The organism is Bacillus sp. LQ16 (assembly GCF_057784645.1).
The window spans coordinates 2756219-2770806 of sequence record NZ_CM173491.1 but is presented as its reverse complement, the minus strand read 5'-3'; the positions used below and the strand labels follow the sequence as shown (position 1 = coordinate 2770806).

The 14588-nt window shown below is 32.4% G+C and carries 14 protein-coding genes and 1 riboswitch; of the genes, 8 read left to right on the top strand and 6 right to left on the bottom strand.

From position 1 onward, the window contains the following. Positions 1-14: 14 nt before the first annotated feature. Positions 15-845: a hypothetical protein gene (locus AC3EMB_RS13885; protein ID WP_000722394.1), complete on the bottom strand. Its 831-nt coding sequence runs from the start codon at positions 843-845 to the stop codon at positions 15-17. A 250-nt stretch (positions 846-1095) separates the two neighbouring features. On the opposite strand from AC3EMB_RS13885, the gene AC3EMB_RS13880 reads away from it, so the two are divergent. Then, the gene (locus tag AC3EMB_RS13880) at positions 1096-1287 is read left to right on the top strand and encodes a hypothetical protein (RefSeq protein WP_075718905.1); all 192 of its coding nucleotides are present in this window, start codon (positions 1096-1098) and stop codon (positions 1285-1287) included. Between the two features lie 10 nt (positions 1288-1297). On the opposite strand, the gene AC3EMB_RS13875 is transcribed toward AC3EMB_RS13880, so the two are convergent. The 3 genes from AC3EMB_RS13875 to AC3EMB_RS13865 form a co-directional block, all read right to left on the bottom strand. Beyond that, positions 1298-1750 (bottom strand): hypothetical protein, encoded by a 453-nt coding sequence (locus AC3EMB_RS13875; RefSeq protein ID WP_416474338.1) that lies wholly within the window; start codon positions 1748-1750, stop codon positions 1298-1300. A gap of 135 nt (positions 1751-1885) precedes the next feature. Next, the gene (locus AC3EMB_RS13870; protein ID WP_000606231.1) at positions 1886-2242 is read right to left on the bottom strand and encodes a hypothetical protein; all 357 of its coding nucleotides are present in this window, start codon (positions 2240-2242) and stop codon (positions 1886-1888) included. 178 nt (positions 2243-2420) lie between these two features. Next, entirely contained in the window at positions 2421-3044 is a 624-nt protein-coding gene (locus AC3EMB_RS13865; RefSeq protein WP_000287723.1) for a hypothetical protein, read from the bottom strand. 1110 nt (positions 3045-4154) lie between these two features. On the opposite strand from AC3EMB_RS13865, the gene recQ reads away from it, so the two are divergent. From recQ to AC3EMB_RS13850, 3 genes are all read left to right on the top strand, one after another. Continuing rightward, positions 4155-6272, top strand: a complete 2118-nt coding sequence (recQ, locus tag AC3EMB_RS13860) for a DNA helicase RecQ (protein ID WP_000494276.1) — start codon at positions 4155-4157, stop codon at positions 6270-6272. 25 nt (positions 6273-6297) lie between these two features. Continuing rightward, positions 6298-6681 (top strand): gamma-glutamylcyclotransferase family protein, encoded by a 384-nt coding sequence (locus tag AC3EMB_RS13855; protein ID WP_000274900.1) that lies wholly within the window; start codon positions 6298-6300, stop codon positions 6679-6681. Positions 6682-6863: 182 nt separating this feature from the next. Beyond that, the gene (locus AC3EMB_RS13850) at positions 6864-7607 is read left to right on the top strand and encodes a class I SAM-dependent methyltransferase (protein WP_088023663.1); all 744 of its coding nucleotides are present in this window, start codon (positions 6864-6866) and stop codon (positions 7605-7607) included. Between the two features lie 19 nt (positions 7608-7626). Here the strand turns inward: AC3EMB_RS13850 and AC3EMB_RS13845 are convergent, their stop codons facing one another. Next, positions 7627-8472, bottom strand: coding sequence for a CPBP family glutamic-type intramembrane protease (locus AC3EMB_RS13845; RefSeq protein ID WP_197242570.1), 846 nt, complete (start codon positions 8470-8472; stop codon positions 7627-7629). A gap of 332 nt (positions 8473-8804) precedes the next feature. On the opposite strand from AC3EMB_RS13845, the gene AC3EMB_RS13840 reads away from it, so the two are divergent. Beyond that, complete coding sequence (locus AC3EMB_RS13840) at positions 8805-10880, top strand: HelD family protein (protein WP_488517063.1); 2076 nt, start codon at positions 8805-8807, stop codon at positions 10878-10880. A gap of 116 nt (positions 10881-10996) precedes the next feature. On the opposite strand, the gene AC3EMB_RS13835 is transcribed toward AC3EMB_RS13840, so the two are convergent. After that, positions 10997-11725 (bottom strand): hypothetical protein, encoded by a 729-nt coding sequence (locus tag AC3EMB_RS13835; protein WP_366988591.1) that lies wholly within the window; start codon positions 11723-11725, stop codon positions 10997-10999. Positions 11726-11806: 81 nt separating this feature from the next. Here AC3EMB_RS13835 and AC3EMB_RS13830 point away from each other — a divergent pair, with 81 nt between their 5' ends. The 3 genes from AC3EMB_RS13830 (at position 11807) to AC3EMB_RS13820 (ending at position 14555) form a co-directional block, all read left to right on the top strand. Next, on the top strand, positions 11807-12142 hold the full coding sequence (locus tag AC3EMB_RS13830) for a DUF952 domain-containing protein (RefSeq protein WP_000629082.1): 336 nt from the start codon (positions 11807-11809) through the stop codon (positions 12140-12142). Then, positions 12139-12200, top strand: a riboswitch (Fluoride riboswitch). Its footprint overlaps the gene before it by 4 nt. 1019 nt (positions 12201-13219) lie before the next feature. After that, positions 13220-13567, top strand: a complete 348-nt coding sequence (locus AC3EMB_RS13825) for a PadR family transcriptional regulator (protein WP_000380296.1) — start codon at positions 13220-13222, stop codon at positions 13565-13567. Then, positions 13554-14555, top strand: coding sequence for an HAAS signaling domain-containing protein (locus AC3EMB_RS13820; RefSeq protein ID WP_089171230.1), 1002 nt, complete (start codon positions 13554-13556; stop codon positions 14553-14555). The genes AC3EMB_RS13825 and AC3EMB_RS13820 overlap by 14 nt, the downstream gene beginning before the upstream one ends. Positions 14556-14588: the final 33 nt, after the last annotated feature.

The window sequence follows — 14588 nt, the reverse complement described above, 5'->3', positions numbered from 1 at the left end:
GTCGATTTTATTATTTAAAACTTAATTTGGTAATTAAATGGTTCAGGTTTTATATCGTAATTTTCACTTGAGCCTTCTAGTATTAGTTGCAATTCACCTTGCTCAATTGGGAGTTTAGGGAATGTTAAAACAGCATCACTAGTTACACCAGGCATCATACCTTGTGGAATTTTAGGGTATTTTGCTTCATAATTATCTTGGTATTCTAATTGTTGACCACCTACAATTAATTTAGAGTTAAAATCATAGAAATTAAATGCTGCAGTTGCATCATTTTTGGCTGTAAAATAAACTCGTGTTTCTTTATCAGCAATTTCAATTTTTTTAACAATCATTTTATAACCATTATGGTCTTGCTCTTGATTTACTTCAATTGTTTTTTTTGCTGGATCAAAAGCTGTTGCATAATCTGTTTTTTCGATACTTGTTGCAACAATAGTGGGGCCTTTTACTTTTCCACCAAATGCATTTTCACCTTCAAAGACGTCTTTTATTGTTCCCTTTACATGAATGTAGTCTTCGCGTTTTACATCTAATTTAGGGTCTTTAAAAGCAATAATAGTGTTTTTGCTGTGCTCTTTATCAGCCCAAGCTTGAAGATATGTACCATCTTTATCACGTTCAGGCTCGACAAAGATTTGCGCATAGAAATCAACCTTTTTTCCTTTATACTCTTTAGGATTAGAGTGCATCTTTTCAAATTCTTCTTTTGATAATACCTGTGTCGATTCACTTGTCTCCTTAGTAGTTTTCTTTGATGTTGAATCTTTAGAGTCTGTATCTTTAGAGCATGCTCCCCCTAAAATAATAGCTCCACAAAGAACAGATAATAGAATTTTTTTCAAAATTTATCCTCCTACACATATAAAATATATTTTCGGTTTATAGTATAACAGATTACAAGTAATTATTTTACAAAAACTTTAAAAAAGAGTTATTTTTAGTAAGATTTACTATACTAAAGAGTCAAAACTAGACTAGCAAACAAGCATTTTATACTTTTAAACATAGAATATGTTGAATTCTAATTAGGAGGATGCATATTCATGGGGAATCATTGTAATTGCAGACGTTCATTTTGGGACGATTTAATGTTTGGAAGATGTAGATGTAGGGAGTGTCACGAATGTCGTTGCAAAGAGAAACCGAAGTGCGATTGTGAAGAGTGTTGCTGCAAGGAGAAGCCGAAATGTGATTGTGAAAAATGTCATTGTAAAGAGAAACCGAAATGCCATTGTAAACATGAAGGGTATTAATAATAAAAAGAGTACGTTAAGTACTCTTTAATTGTATAAGGTTATATTCCATCTTCAACAGATTTTTTTACAATTTTCCATTTATCCTGTTTTTTAATCTTTATAGCTACATGAGTTCCAGTAGACTCCTTATAAAAAATATATCCATTGTTTGCGTTCACATATGTCAATGGTTCACCTATGCAATCTCGTGAACAAGATGTATTGATAATCTCAATTAAGGATAGTTCGCTCGGATCTGTCCTACTTGCATCTATAATCGTATCAAGGTCTGTTTTACGATAACCTTGTAAGTTTACTTGGAAATTTTGTTCGATTTCTCCTGTAATACTAGTATTTATTACTTCAACTGAATTTTTCTTTTCTTGAAGAAATCCTTTTTCATAAAGTAATTTTGTATAGCCAATCCATGCTATTAACACTAGCATGAAAAACATACCCGTCAGTTTAAGTATTCGAAGTCGTTTGCTTATAATTGTTTCTGAGTATTTCATTCAGTCTAATCCTCCAATGTTTTTAATTTAAAATATGCTTGGATACATACTTTTAGAAGAGGATGAAAGTTAATGAGTTTTCAATAAAAAAGAAAACATCTAGAGTTAGATGCTTTCTTTTTTTTGTATTTTTCGCTATCTGTTCGTTACTTGTTTCATAAGTGGTCTTATTTCTTTAACTGGTGGTTTCTTATCATAGGCATCAACGTAAGAAAAGTAGTAGTTTAAGTTTCTTAGAAGACCTTTTCCTATTTTTGCACTTAAGAAAGGAAATACTTGTCCGGTATAATCATCGAGAGATTTACAGTAATATTTTTCATCTAAATATATACTGTATTTACATGTTAGTTCTACTAAAGGATTCCCTTCATCATCAAATACTTCTTTAGAATCAATAATATCTATTAGTGCAAATTTTTCATTTAAGTAAACTTTCTTTTTTTTCTCGTGTTTATTTGTAAGTATAAAAACGAGACCAATCGCGTTAATCAAACTATTTCCTCCTATAAAAAACGGATATTAATAAAATATATCGATATAAGCTAAATGTAAAGAGGAGAGGTGAAATATCATGGAGAGAAAACTAAATAAGCCGATTTATGTTTGGAAATCGACTTATTTTTATTAAGTATTACTTAGTAGTAATACCTACTCTGATTAAAGTTTTACTTTATTGAAATACTTGCGGGAATTGTTTTACGATTGCGTTTGTTATCATGTCGGCCATTTCTAATGCTTCTTTTTCAATTTTATCGTAAAGTTTTACTCCTGCTTCATAATCTTTATTTAGGAATGCCAGTGCTTCTGCCTTAGTTAGTGCTAAATGTTCATAAAACATTTTTCTAAATTCTTCTTTATCTATATATGGGTTGATACTGTTAAGAAATTGAGTAATTTCATCACCATTAGCGTACCATTTTTTTTCTATAGCGGCCGCTGCATTTTGATCACCAGCTTTTGCGGCTTTAACAAGATCCGCTGCAATTACTAAGTGATCTTTAATTAATGCACTATATTTTTTCACTGCATCCTCACCGTAAAATGGTTCAAGTGATAGACCCATATGTGTTGCGTTTTGTAGAAGCCGTCCAACAGTAACGTTAACATCTGGTAAATTAAATACAATACTTATAATAGCCAATCTCGTCCAAGCGACGTGTTGTTCCCATAAAGAACGCATATACCCTTTTAAAAAATTCTCGTTTTTACTAATTCGGTAGTTACGTACGGATAAATCATAGTTTACATAAGGATTATGGTAGGGGGAGTAATACGATTGCCAATAAGAATACATAAATAGTAACACTCCTTTGAACATGTATAACTCAAAGTATGATAAATATTTATTTTTAGTTACGTGTCCTAGATTATTTTTAGGGAATTTGAAATGGAGAAATTCAACGAATGATGTTGTGGTATATATGAATAAAATGAATATAAAGTAAAAGAGAGTCTGCAAGGGAAGTTGCAGACCCTCAAAAGGGTATTGCCGAGATGTCGGACTCGACTACGTAATGTTATCATAAAATTCTTTTGAAAAAACCTGGTAAATGTGTCCAAATGAAATTGGTACCGTCATAAAGTCAAAGGGACCTGCTTCCCGCGGCAGGCCCCATTAACTAGATAATGTCGATGAGCAAAAACTCATCTGGAGTACTTTTATAGTAACAAGTAAAATGTGTTTTGTGTATTGAGAAAGAAGAATTGCATAATTATATGTGAACAATTTAAATCCCAACGATTTATGATTATCATTAATTGTTGGGATTTAAATATAGTTATAAAATGGAGAAAAGACTTGGAAGTGGGATTGAAGTGCACAGAAGTATGTAATCATGAAAAAGACCTGCTAATATAAGCAGGTCAACTTAAGGGGTTTATCCAACAGATTATTATATATGGTAACAACTGAATTGTAGTAAGCCTATACGTTTAATATTGAGAAAACTTCTGTGAATGATACATTTTTTGCGCATATATTAACTTCTAAAAAGTTGAGAAAGAAAATGTAAAAGCTTTTTATAAGAGAATAATGGCTGGTACTTATAGTATGATTCATATTTCCACGCATCATTATTAGAGAATTGGAGTTGTGTTGTTTTCTTTTTTGTTGTGATGGAACTCATATTACGATGTTTCATATAGAAACCTCCTGAATTTATATGTATACGATTAGTAGTATTCAAGAAAGGGAAATAAAATGAATATTTAAATTGAAACTCTTTCTTCATGTGTACTGGATTTACGTTATAAATGTTGTAAAACATATAAAACACGGATGCTAATTCATATTAAATATAGAATAATGAAAAAACAATAAGCATTTATTCATCCCTTTCAAGTCGTATAAGTGATTGATATAATAGAAGTAGATGAAAGATAAAGAAAAGCAGGTGACTCTTTTTTGTTTACTAAAGCACAAGAACTTTTAGCGTCCTACTTTGGTTATTCTTCGTTTCGAAGAGGACAAGATGAAACAATTAAAAATGTACTAGATGGGAAAGATACAGTTTGTATTATGCCAACGGGTGGCGGTAAGTCGATTTGTTATCAAATTCCGGCATTAGTATTTGAAGGAACGACGTTGGTTATATCCCCTTTAATATCACTTATGAAGGATCAAGTAGATACATTGGTACAGAATGGCATTTCAGCTACATATATTAATAGTTCTATTTCTATTGCTGAAGCAAATCAGCGAATTCAATTAGCGAAACAAGGACATTACAAGTTACTTTATGTGGCGCCTGAGCGTCTTGATTCGATGGAGTTTGTTGACCAACTTATCGATATGAAAATCCCTATGATTGCGATTGATGAAGCACACTGTATTTCACAGTGGGGACATGATTTCCGTCCAAGTTATTTACATATACATCGCATTTTAGATTATCTTCCAGAAAAACCGCTCGTATTAGCATTAACAGCAACAGCAACACCGCAAGTACGTGAAGATATTTGTAACACACTTGAAATTAATCAAGAAAATACAATTATGACAACGTTTGAGCGAGAGAACTTATCGTTTTCTGTCATTAAAGGACAAGATCGAAATGCATATTTGGCGGATTATATTCGTCAAAATCAAAAAGAATCTGGGATTATATATGCAGCTACTAGAAAAGTAGTCGATCAGTTATATGAAGATTTAATGAAGGCAGGAGTTTCTGTATCAAAATATCATGCTGGTATGAGTGATAGTGATCGAAATGAGCAACAAGAACTCTTTTTACGAGATGAAGTAAGTGTAATGGTAGCAACATCTGCATTCGGGATGGGTATTGATAAATCGAATATTCGTTACGTAATTCATTATCAGCTTCCAAAAAATATGGAAAGTTACTATCAAGAAGCGGGACGTGCTGGTCGTGATGGATTAGATAGTACATGTATATTGTTATATTCTTCTCAAGATGTACAAGTACAGCGGTTTTTAATTGATCAATCAACTGGAGAATCACGTTTTTCAAATGAACTTGAAAAATTGCAAAATATGACCGATTACTGTCATACTGAACAATGTTTACAATCATTCATTTTGCAATACTTTGGAGAAGAACCGAAAGAAGATTGTGGACGCTGTGGTAATTGTACAGACAATCGCGAGAGCATCGATGTGACAAGGGAATCACAAATGGTTTTATCATGCATGATTAGAACGAACCAACGCTTTGGAAAGCAAATGATAGCGCAAGTATTAACGGGGTCGAAAAATAAGAAAGTTATTGAATTTAATTTTCATACTTTACCAACGTATGGGCTTTTATCGAACCGTAGTGTAAAAGAGGTCAGTGAGTTTATTGAGTTTTTAATTTCAGATGAGTTAATTGCAGTTGAACATGGCACTTATCCGACGTTAAAAGTAACAGAAAAAGGGAAAGAAGTATTACTTGGTAAAGAGAATGTTTTACGAAAAGAACGAGTAGAGACAAGACAAATTGTTCAAGACCATCCTTTATTTGAAGTGCTTCGTGAAGTACGTAAAGAAATTGCACAAGGAGAAGGTGTACCTCCGTTCGTTATTTTCTCTGACCAAACATTGAAAGATATGTGCGTGAAAATGCCGCAAAGTGATTCCGAATTGTTGACGGTAAAAGGTATCGGAGAACACAAACTTGTGAAATATGGCTCGCACTTCTTACAAGCAGTTCAGCATTTTATTGAAGAAAATCCAAATTATGCTGAAACGATTAAGACAGAAGTAGTTTCAGAGCGTAAAAAGTCAGGAAAAGCGTCCGCAAATTCTCATTTAGAAACGTATGAAATGTATAAACAAGGTATTGATTTGAATGAGATTGCAAAAGAACGCAACTTATCAAGACAAACAATCGAAAACCATTTAATTCGCTGCTACGAGGATGGAATGGAAGTAGAGTGGCAAAGTTTTGTTCCATCAGAGTATGAATCTCTTATTGAAACTGCCGTTCAAAATGCAGAGGGTGGTCTGAAATCTATTAAAGAACAGCTTCCGAATGAAGTGAGTTACTTTATGATTCGTGCTTATTTACAAATAAGAAAGTAGAGACATATAAAGGGGATAAGAATTTATGTATCATGTTTTCGTTTATGGCACGTTAAGAAGAGGACAAACGAATGCTCATTATATGCTAGGTGCAACATGCATTGCAGACAGAGCTTGGACATATGGAAAATTATTTGATACGAACGAAGGATATCCGGCCATGACTTATTCGATTGAAGAAAAGGTGTATGGAGAAGTTTATGTAGTAAATGATGAGATATTGTGTAAGTTAGATGAACTAGAAGAATATACAGGTAATGCGGAGACTGATTTATATGATCGAATCACGCAAACAGTATATGTTGCTGATAGGGAAATTGAGGCATATGTGTATATCGCTCAAGATAAAAAGATGATATTGAAAGTTATTGATTCTGGTGACTGGATGGAGTATCAAAAAGAAAAATAAGAGTAGCTAAAGAGTAGATAGTGGAATAATCCATTATCTATTTTTTATACTTTCACTTTCAAAATTCTTATTATTTTGATAAATTGTAAGTGTAGGGAAATCCAAAGGAGGATTTTTCATGGGGATTAGAAATTTAGTTTCTCACCTGTAACAGAAAAATAATTTGCAGGAGGAGAATAATAATGAACGAATTAAATGTAAAAGAATTTTATAAAAAACAATTTGAACTAATGAGCTATGATATAAATAATGAAAATTGGTTACAGGAAGTTGCTAAAGAAGTGCAAGAACAAGTTGGATATCCAATTCAGACGATGTTAGAACTAGGAGCTGGAAATGGCGGATTTGCAAGGGCGATGTCTAATTTGAATGTAAAAATGACTACTGTTGAGCTTGTACCGGAGTTAGCTATGTTTGCAAAAGAACATTCTACTAATGACATTGAGGTTCATTGCGCCGATTTTTATAAAATTAACTTTAAAGAAAAGTTTGATGTTGTTATTTATTTAGACGGATTTGGTGTAGGAACAGATGAGGAACAATTATTTTTATTAAAGCGTATAAATAACTGGTTGAAAGATGATGGATGTGCACTTATTGATATTTATCAACCGTTATATTGGGAAAAAGCCAATGGACAAGAAATGCCGATAGGTTCTGCAATACGAAAGTATGAATATGATAGTGAAAATGCAAGAATGCTAGACCATTGGTGGGAAATAGATTCTTCAAATGATATCGTGACACAATCTTTACGCTGCTATGCTGTAGATGAGATTAGTAATTTATGTGCCGAGGCTCATTTAAGTATAGTTGGGATTTTCCCAGGAGGAGCGTATGATTTTGAAGCTGGGAAATATGAAGAGCAATCATCTTTAAATGAATGTTTATCATATCGAGTAAAAGTGAAAAAGAGTAGGGATTAAATCCTTACTCTTTTTACTTTTATTGTGTGAATAATTGTCGTTCTCTTTTTATTCTTATAGTTCTTAGTACGATTCCAATTCCGAGAAATAAAACAGTAGCAGCGACCCCGCTAATAGGATTTAACCAAAAATCACTACTGTTTGTAAGAGTAATAATCCCTGTTATTGTGACTAAAACAGTAGGAACAGCATCCTCGATCGCATGCATGATAACGCATGGCCAGACGGATTTTGTAAGTCTATATATTTCAACATACATAATTGACCAACAAACCATAAGGATACAGCCAGATAAAAGCATATTTAATCTTGAGATAGATTCAAAATATTCATTTGGCAAAAAGACTATATAATATGCAGCATGCCAAAGTGCCCAAATTAAACCAGAAATAATATAAATGTACCAATCGTTTAGATTTAGTTCAATCAACTTTGGAGTTAAATAACCACGCCAAGAAAACTCTTCAAAAATATTTTTAATAAAGTTACCAATAGTAGACATGACTATGAGTGACAATAACGTGGATATATCAAAACTAGCAATATGAGCTACTCCAAAAATGAGCGATATGCTTATCGTTATTACTGTAACGAATGGATAAATAAGTAGTGCAGTGAAATACCATATAAAGTTTCCTTTCAAATTTGGCTTGATGCCAAAATCATTCCAATCTCGGCTAATAACTCTAAGTAAAATGCTTACGAGGAAAGGTAATATTAGCCATAACCCCATACCTAAAGTATTTCCTTCAGGTTGATTTGTTAGAAGAGAATCTAGAAATACCCCAATCCATCCACTGGCCAAAACAGTTAATACAAAAATAAGTAAATATAACTTTAGTGATTTCTTTTTCGCGAATTTCATTTGAATAGACTCCTTTACTTTTATTTAGCCTACTATTTGTGGGCAGTAAAACCCCCTTATAAAATTTTCACTTTATGTATCTTTGATTTTTACATTGTTTGTCAATATATAAATTAAATAGGTCACAAATAGAAAGAGGTATCTTTTGTATGCATCACTATACTATATGTGTAGTGATGTGATTTAGATGTTGTATATATCTTTAAAATTAGAAAGATAAAAAGTAAGTTTTTTCGGAAAATTTAATTGGAAACTATTGACTTTACGGTTGAATTTTTAATACAATGGTATTTCGACTGAAAAATTAGAACGGACAGGAGGGAATCGTCGAAATGAGCAACATATTTGAAGATGAGTTACAAAAAATGAAGGATACTTTACATACGATGGATGAGCAATTGGATAAGCTTGAAAAAATCCCAGTTTATTATGGAGAAGATTTTAAAGAGCAAATTCTTGAAAGTATGAGAGAGTCTAATAGACAAAATTTACGTATTGGTGTGCAAGAGCCGTACTTTGGAAGGTTAGATTTTCAGGAAGATGGTAAAGAAGCAGTTATGCCGATTTATATTGGAAAAGTAGGGGTTTCGGATATGGACACGATGAAACCAATTATTATTGATTGGAGAGCACCTGTCGCAAGTATGTTTTATTCATTTACCGGTGGAGAAGAGTTAGCATTTTATCAATCACCAGATGGGTTAGTAGAAGGTGATGTGTATTTAAAACGAAACATTTCCATTCGAAAAAGAGAACTTGAACGTGTTGTTGATACATATGTAAAAGGAAATGAAGATGTATCGCATGCCGATGATTTTCTTCTATATCGATTAGGTGAGAATAAAGATAATAAGCTAAAGGATATTGTTTCAACGATTCAATCGGAACAAAATGATATTATTCGTGCGGAAAGAAACTTGCCATTATTAATTCAAGGGGTTGCAGGGAGCGGAAAGACAACAATCGCTTTACATCGCCTTGCTTTTTTAATTTATGAATATCGTGAACAACTAGAAGCAGAAAGAATGATCGTATTTGCGCCGAATAGTCTGTTTTTAGACTATATTTCGAGTGTACTTCCTGAATTAGGTGTAGGGAATATTAGTCAAACAACGTTTTCGGATTGGGCATTACGTACGTTAGAGGGTTCAGTGAAACTAAAGCAGACAGAAGAAAAATTGAAAGAAGCCTTTTCAATTAATCGCGATGAAAGAAAGATTATGATCGGTAAATTAAAAGGTACGCTAGAATTTAAGGCGTTTATAGAAGAAAGAATGACTCAATTTGAAAATGATTTAGTGCCAACAAAAGATTTTGAGGCATGGGATAAAGCTGCTATTCCAGTGGAAGACGTTAAAAAATGGATGCAAGTGGAATATAAACATTATCCATTAAAGAAGAGAAGAGAACGTTTAGTCGGCCGTATGAAACGTTGGATTGAAATTGAACTTAAAAAGTATGGAGAAACAAACGAGAAAAAGTTACTAAAAAAAGAAGCAACAAAGAGATTGAACACCTATATGAATTTTTGGCCAAAAATGAGCCCACTTTCACTATACAGTTCAATGTTGAAAAGCAAAGAAATACTCGAAGTATTACCTGAAGAACTTGTTCAAGAAACAGAAAAGAGTTGTCGTAAAAAAGAAGTGTATGTAGAAGATTTACCAGCTTTAATATACATACATCATCGTATAACAGGGATTGAAATCGGGCAGAAGTTTCATCACGTTGTTATTGATGAAGCGCAAGATTTTTCGCCTTTCCAAGTTTATGTATTAAAAGAAATTACATTAGGTAATTCTTTCACTATATTAGGTGATTTATCGCAAGCGATTTATGATTACCAAGGAATTGAAGATTGGAATGCTTTTAAGGAAGTATTCCAAGAAACCGGTTATTATGAATTGACAAGAAGTTATCGTTCTACAAAAGAAATTATTGAATTTGCAAATGAAATAATTAAAAATGCAGAAATCCCAGTAGGACTCGCAACACCAGTCTTCCGCAGTGGAGAAGATGTAAAAGTAATTCATGCAGAAAATCAATTTACTGAAATTGTGAAGACGGTAAAACATTTGCAAAATGCAGATGTGAAAACAATTGCGGTAATCGGAAGAACAGAAGATGAATGCCGTGATATATATGTGAAATTAACAAATGCAGGATTAACGGTCAACGTAATTGAAGCAAACCAAAGTAAATATGAAGGTGGTATATCAGTAGTACCTGTCTATTTAGCGAAAGGTTTAGAATTTGATGCGGTGCTTTTAATTGATGTGGATGAAGAACATTACAAAAACACAAAACATGATGCAAAATTACTATATGTCGGATGTACGAGATCACTTCATGACTTATGGATTTTCCATAGTGGAGAAGTGTCACCTTTAATTAAAGGATTAAAATAAAGTAAAACTATAATCAGTGGGGAGTTTTACTGCAAGCTAATGTGGGATAAATATAAAAAGAGGATTTTCTAGTACAGTATGAAGATCCTCTTTTTTATATTAAAATGGTAGACGAATTAATGACTTGAGCTGTTGTTTAAATGATATACGATGCTTTTTTCTAATTCCTTAGTTTGTTCTTTTTCCCATGTACGAACAGCATCTACTGGAGTTTGTGTATGTTTTAACCAATCTAGAATAAGGTGTAGTTGTTCTTGTATTTGACCAATGTTTTGCTCCTTTATGTTCTTATTCTGAATTCTATTAATTAATTGAAGCATATAGGGAAGTTTTTCTATACATTCGCTTAAATCTCCGCAATAACCTGAAGGGAATTCATGTGTACCAAATTCTAAAGTATGGATGTAATTAGAAACTAGGTATATCATAGCTTCTTGTTCGGTATCACCACCTAATTCAATCGCTTTTCGAAGGAATTTTTCTAAATCGTCATCTTTATTGCTAGAGTCCATATAAATTCCTATCCATCTAAAAGGTCTTGAATCAAATGGGTTGTTTTCTGTCCATCTATATAGAATGTCTATTAGAAAACTATTTAGTGCGAAAGTTAAGACCTCATCTTTTTCGTTTAATGCATCTAAAATAGTAAACAGTGAAGTGGCAAACTCTTCTTGATCTTTTGATTCCCATTTCTTTGCATTTGAAATAAATGTCTCTAAATGTTTATAAGCTAATTTTCGAAGTCCCGCTTCGCGATGCTGACAGTAACAAATAAAATCATGCCAATGCTCATTTGTATTCATATGTATAATAATAGTTTGTAATGTAGTGAGAGGTTTATCCATTATAAGTCCCCAATCTATTAAGAACGTGTTGAAAATTTAGTGTTATTATATCATTACATAAATTAAAAAGGGAGAGTTACTATGATTACAAAAGTAATTACGAAAAGTAATTGGGAAATCGCAAAAATAATTGGAAAAATTAATGAAGATTCCCTTATAGAAGAGGGATTTATTCATTGTTCATTAGTAGATCAAGCTTTAAGAGTTGCAGAAAAATATTTCAAGTATGAAGAAGATGTTTTATTACTTACAATTGATCCAGCCCTATTAAAAGCAGAAGTAAAATATGAACTTGCTTCAAACGGTCAAGAATATCCGCATGTTTACGGAGTAATTAATGTTGAGGCGATTGTAGAGGTTGTTCCATTTTCTAAAGAAAAAGGGGAATTTATATTACTTAAATCAGTTCGACTTTAGTAATAGGCGATGGAGTTCGCTATAATCGCTATATATAGCTAATGAATCCTATTGATAAACGAGATTTTTTGTTTATCAGTAGGATTTTTAATTGTATTCGAACAGACTTAAAAAGAGCACATTTGAATTGTGCTCTTAAAGAGAAAAGTGAATTAGGGTTTTTACTTCTAGATAATGTATGAGTGATTCATCATAATGTGACGATGAATCACAAAAGAGCAGTTAGAGTGGGAAGAATTTAAGATGGATTTTATTGGTCACGGGATCCAATCGATTGGTAATGAAGCAGTTCTAACAGGACTCATTATAGACTTTGAAGATGAAACGTAAAAAAATTATTATGTTTATCTGAATATTGAGGGAATACAAAAGTTTTACTTATCTAATTTTTAGAAAACATAGACTATAACGTTAATAAATGGTATAATTTCCTTGTTATTGGAATTAAAATGAAAATATTTGAAGAAAAAGGATTGGGTTGGTTTTAATGGGGGATTCTGATCACAAAGAAACAAAGGCAATATTAAAGTTATGGTTTATTTATATACCACTTGCATTTGGAGAGTTTGTCTTTTCGAATATCATAGGTTATTTAAAAAAATAAAGATTTTGCATTTGAAAAACAATTAACCTAATTTAATTGTTTTTTTATTTTACTTTAATAAACCAAATAAAAATAGAGATTTTGAAAAAGATGAAGTTTATGAAGGAAATAACGTTGATTAGGTGCTGAAAACAGTGTGAAATCAACAGTGCCTAAAGAATAAAACAGGAATCATTCAACCATGGTAATTTGCCGTTTTAATAGCTTCCTATAGTGATATGTTATGTTCACATCATATGTATACGATATTTGTAACATAGCATTACTAGAACTTCAAAATTAGTCGTTAAGGTGCTACCTTTTAGAGTGCTATAGATATATAACTTAGCTAAAAAAGCAAAAATCATATAATTTGCGCTTTTTATTATCCTTTTTTTGGTAAATGATTATAGTTTTTGTCACATTAATACTGTACGATACATAGTATAAAACACATACTGTATGACATATAGTAACGGAAATGAGGTGAGTGAATGGATACTTTATTAAACTCGTTAATTACTGAGTTAAGAAGAGGGACATTAACGTTAGCTGTTTTAAGTCAATTAAGAACGCCGCAGTACGGATATTCACTTGTCCAGTTATTGGAGCAATCAGGGATTACAATTGATCAAAGTACTTTATATCCGCTACTTCGCCGATTAGAAAAGCAGGAGTTAGTGACGAGTAGTTGGGATAAAACAGAGAGTAGACCTCGTAAGTATTATGTTTTAAGTGAATATGGATTAGAGATATTTTTACAATTGAAAAAGCAGTGGGTAAAGGATTCGAAAGAACTTTATAACTTATTAAAGGAGGAGGACGAAAATGAGTTTGATTGATATGTATGTCCATGAAGTTGCGAAGAGATTGCCTGAACAAAATCGTGAAGATATTACACTTGAACTACGGTCAACAATAGAGGATATGTTACCAGACGATTATAATGAGGAAGATGTGAAGAGTGTACTCGAAAAATTGGGAAGTCCAGTTTCATTGGCTAATGGTTATTTGGATAGACCGATGCATTTAATTGGACCACGTTATTTTGATGTATATACGACCTTGTTAAAAATGATTATACCAATCGCAGCAATCATTGCACTCATATCAATGGTTGCAGAAAATTTTATAGGATATAGTGGTGATCAAGCGGTATTAAATGTTATTTTACAATTGATAGGTAAAGGTATTGGGGAAATTTTTGAAGTGGGTCTTCATGTATTTTTCTGGTTGACACTTGTGTTTGCTATTTTAGAAAGAACTGATAAAGAAAAGGATCCACACCCATTAACAACAAGCTTAAAAAAATGGACACCAGATGACTTGAAAAATGTTTCGTATATCCCGAAGAAAAAGGCGATTTCAAAGTTTGAAGTTTTTGGAGGTTTAATGTGGACAGCAATATGGGCTACACTTTACTTTTATGCGAATCATCTTGTAGGCGTATATCATGGTACAGAAAACGGATTGAAGTTTGTCGCGCCAACGTTTAATCAAGATGTTTTGCTTCAATACTGGCCCCTAATTTTGGTTATGATCGTTTTCGAAGTAGCTATATCACTTTATAAGTTAGTACAGGGACAATGGACGAAAAGGTTAGCAATTGGAAATGCTATTCTTCAAGTAGTCGGAACAATCATATTCATTGTAATTGTAGTAAATCCACATTTATTAAACGAAGGATTCATTACGTATTTGGCAAATGCATTTACTACTTCCCCAGAGGAGTTTAAAACGTGGCTCATTGGGGGAGGAATTTTCTTTTATATGTTATCTGCTGCAATAAATATATTTGATGGTTTCCGAAAAGCTAGTATTCGTATGTAGATAAAAATACAGAAATTTCGATAAAATAAAACT

Bases quoted from the DNA above. Each gene is read 5' to 3' on its own strand.
- AC3EMB_RS13835 (WP_366988591.1), bottom strand. From the start codon at position 11,725: ATGGATAAACCTCTCACTACATTACAAACTATTATTATACATATGAAT.
- AC3EMB_RS13825 (WP_000380296.1), top strand. From the start codon at position 13,220: ATGGATACTTTATTAAACTCGTTAATTACTGAGTTAAGAAGAGGGACA.
- AC3EMB_RS13850 (WP_088023663.1), top strand. From the start codon at position 6,864: ATGAACGAATTAAATGTAAAAGAATTTTATAAAAAACAATTTGAACTA.
- AC3EMB_RS13820 (WP_089171230.1), top strand. From the start codon at position 13,554: ATGAGTTTGATTGATATGTATGTCCATGAAGTTGCGAAGAGATTGCCT.
- AC3EMB_RS13830 (WP_000629082.1), top strand. From the start codon at position 11,807: ATGATTACAAAAGTAATTACGAAAAGTAATTGGGAAATCGCAAAAATA.
- AC3EMB_RS13855 (WP_000274900.1), top strand. From the start codon at position 6,298: ATGTATCATGTTTTCGTTTATGGCACGTTAAGAAGAGGACAAACGAAT.
- AC3EMB_RS13840 (WP_488517063.1), top strand. From the start codon at position 8,805: ATGAGCAACATATTTGAAGATGAGTTACAAAAAATGAAGGATACTTTA.
- AC3EMB_RS13865 (WP_000287723.1), bottom strand. From the start codon at position 3,044: ATGTATTCTTATTGGCAATCGTATTACTCCCCCTACCATAATCCTTAT.
- AC3EMB_RS13875 (WP_416474338.1), bottom strand. From the start codon at position 1,750: ATGAAATACTCAGAAACAATTATAAGCAAACGACTTCGAATACTTAAA.
- AC3EMB_RS13845 (WP_197242570.1), bottom strand. From the start codon at position 8,472: ATGAAATTCGCGAAAAAGAAATCACTAAAGTTATATTTACTTATTTTT.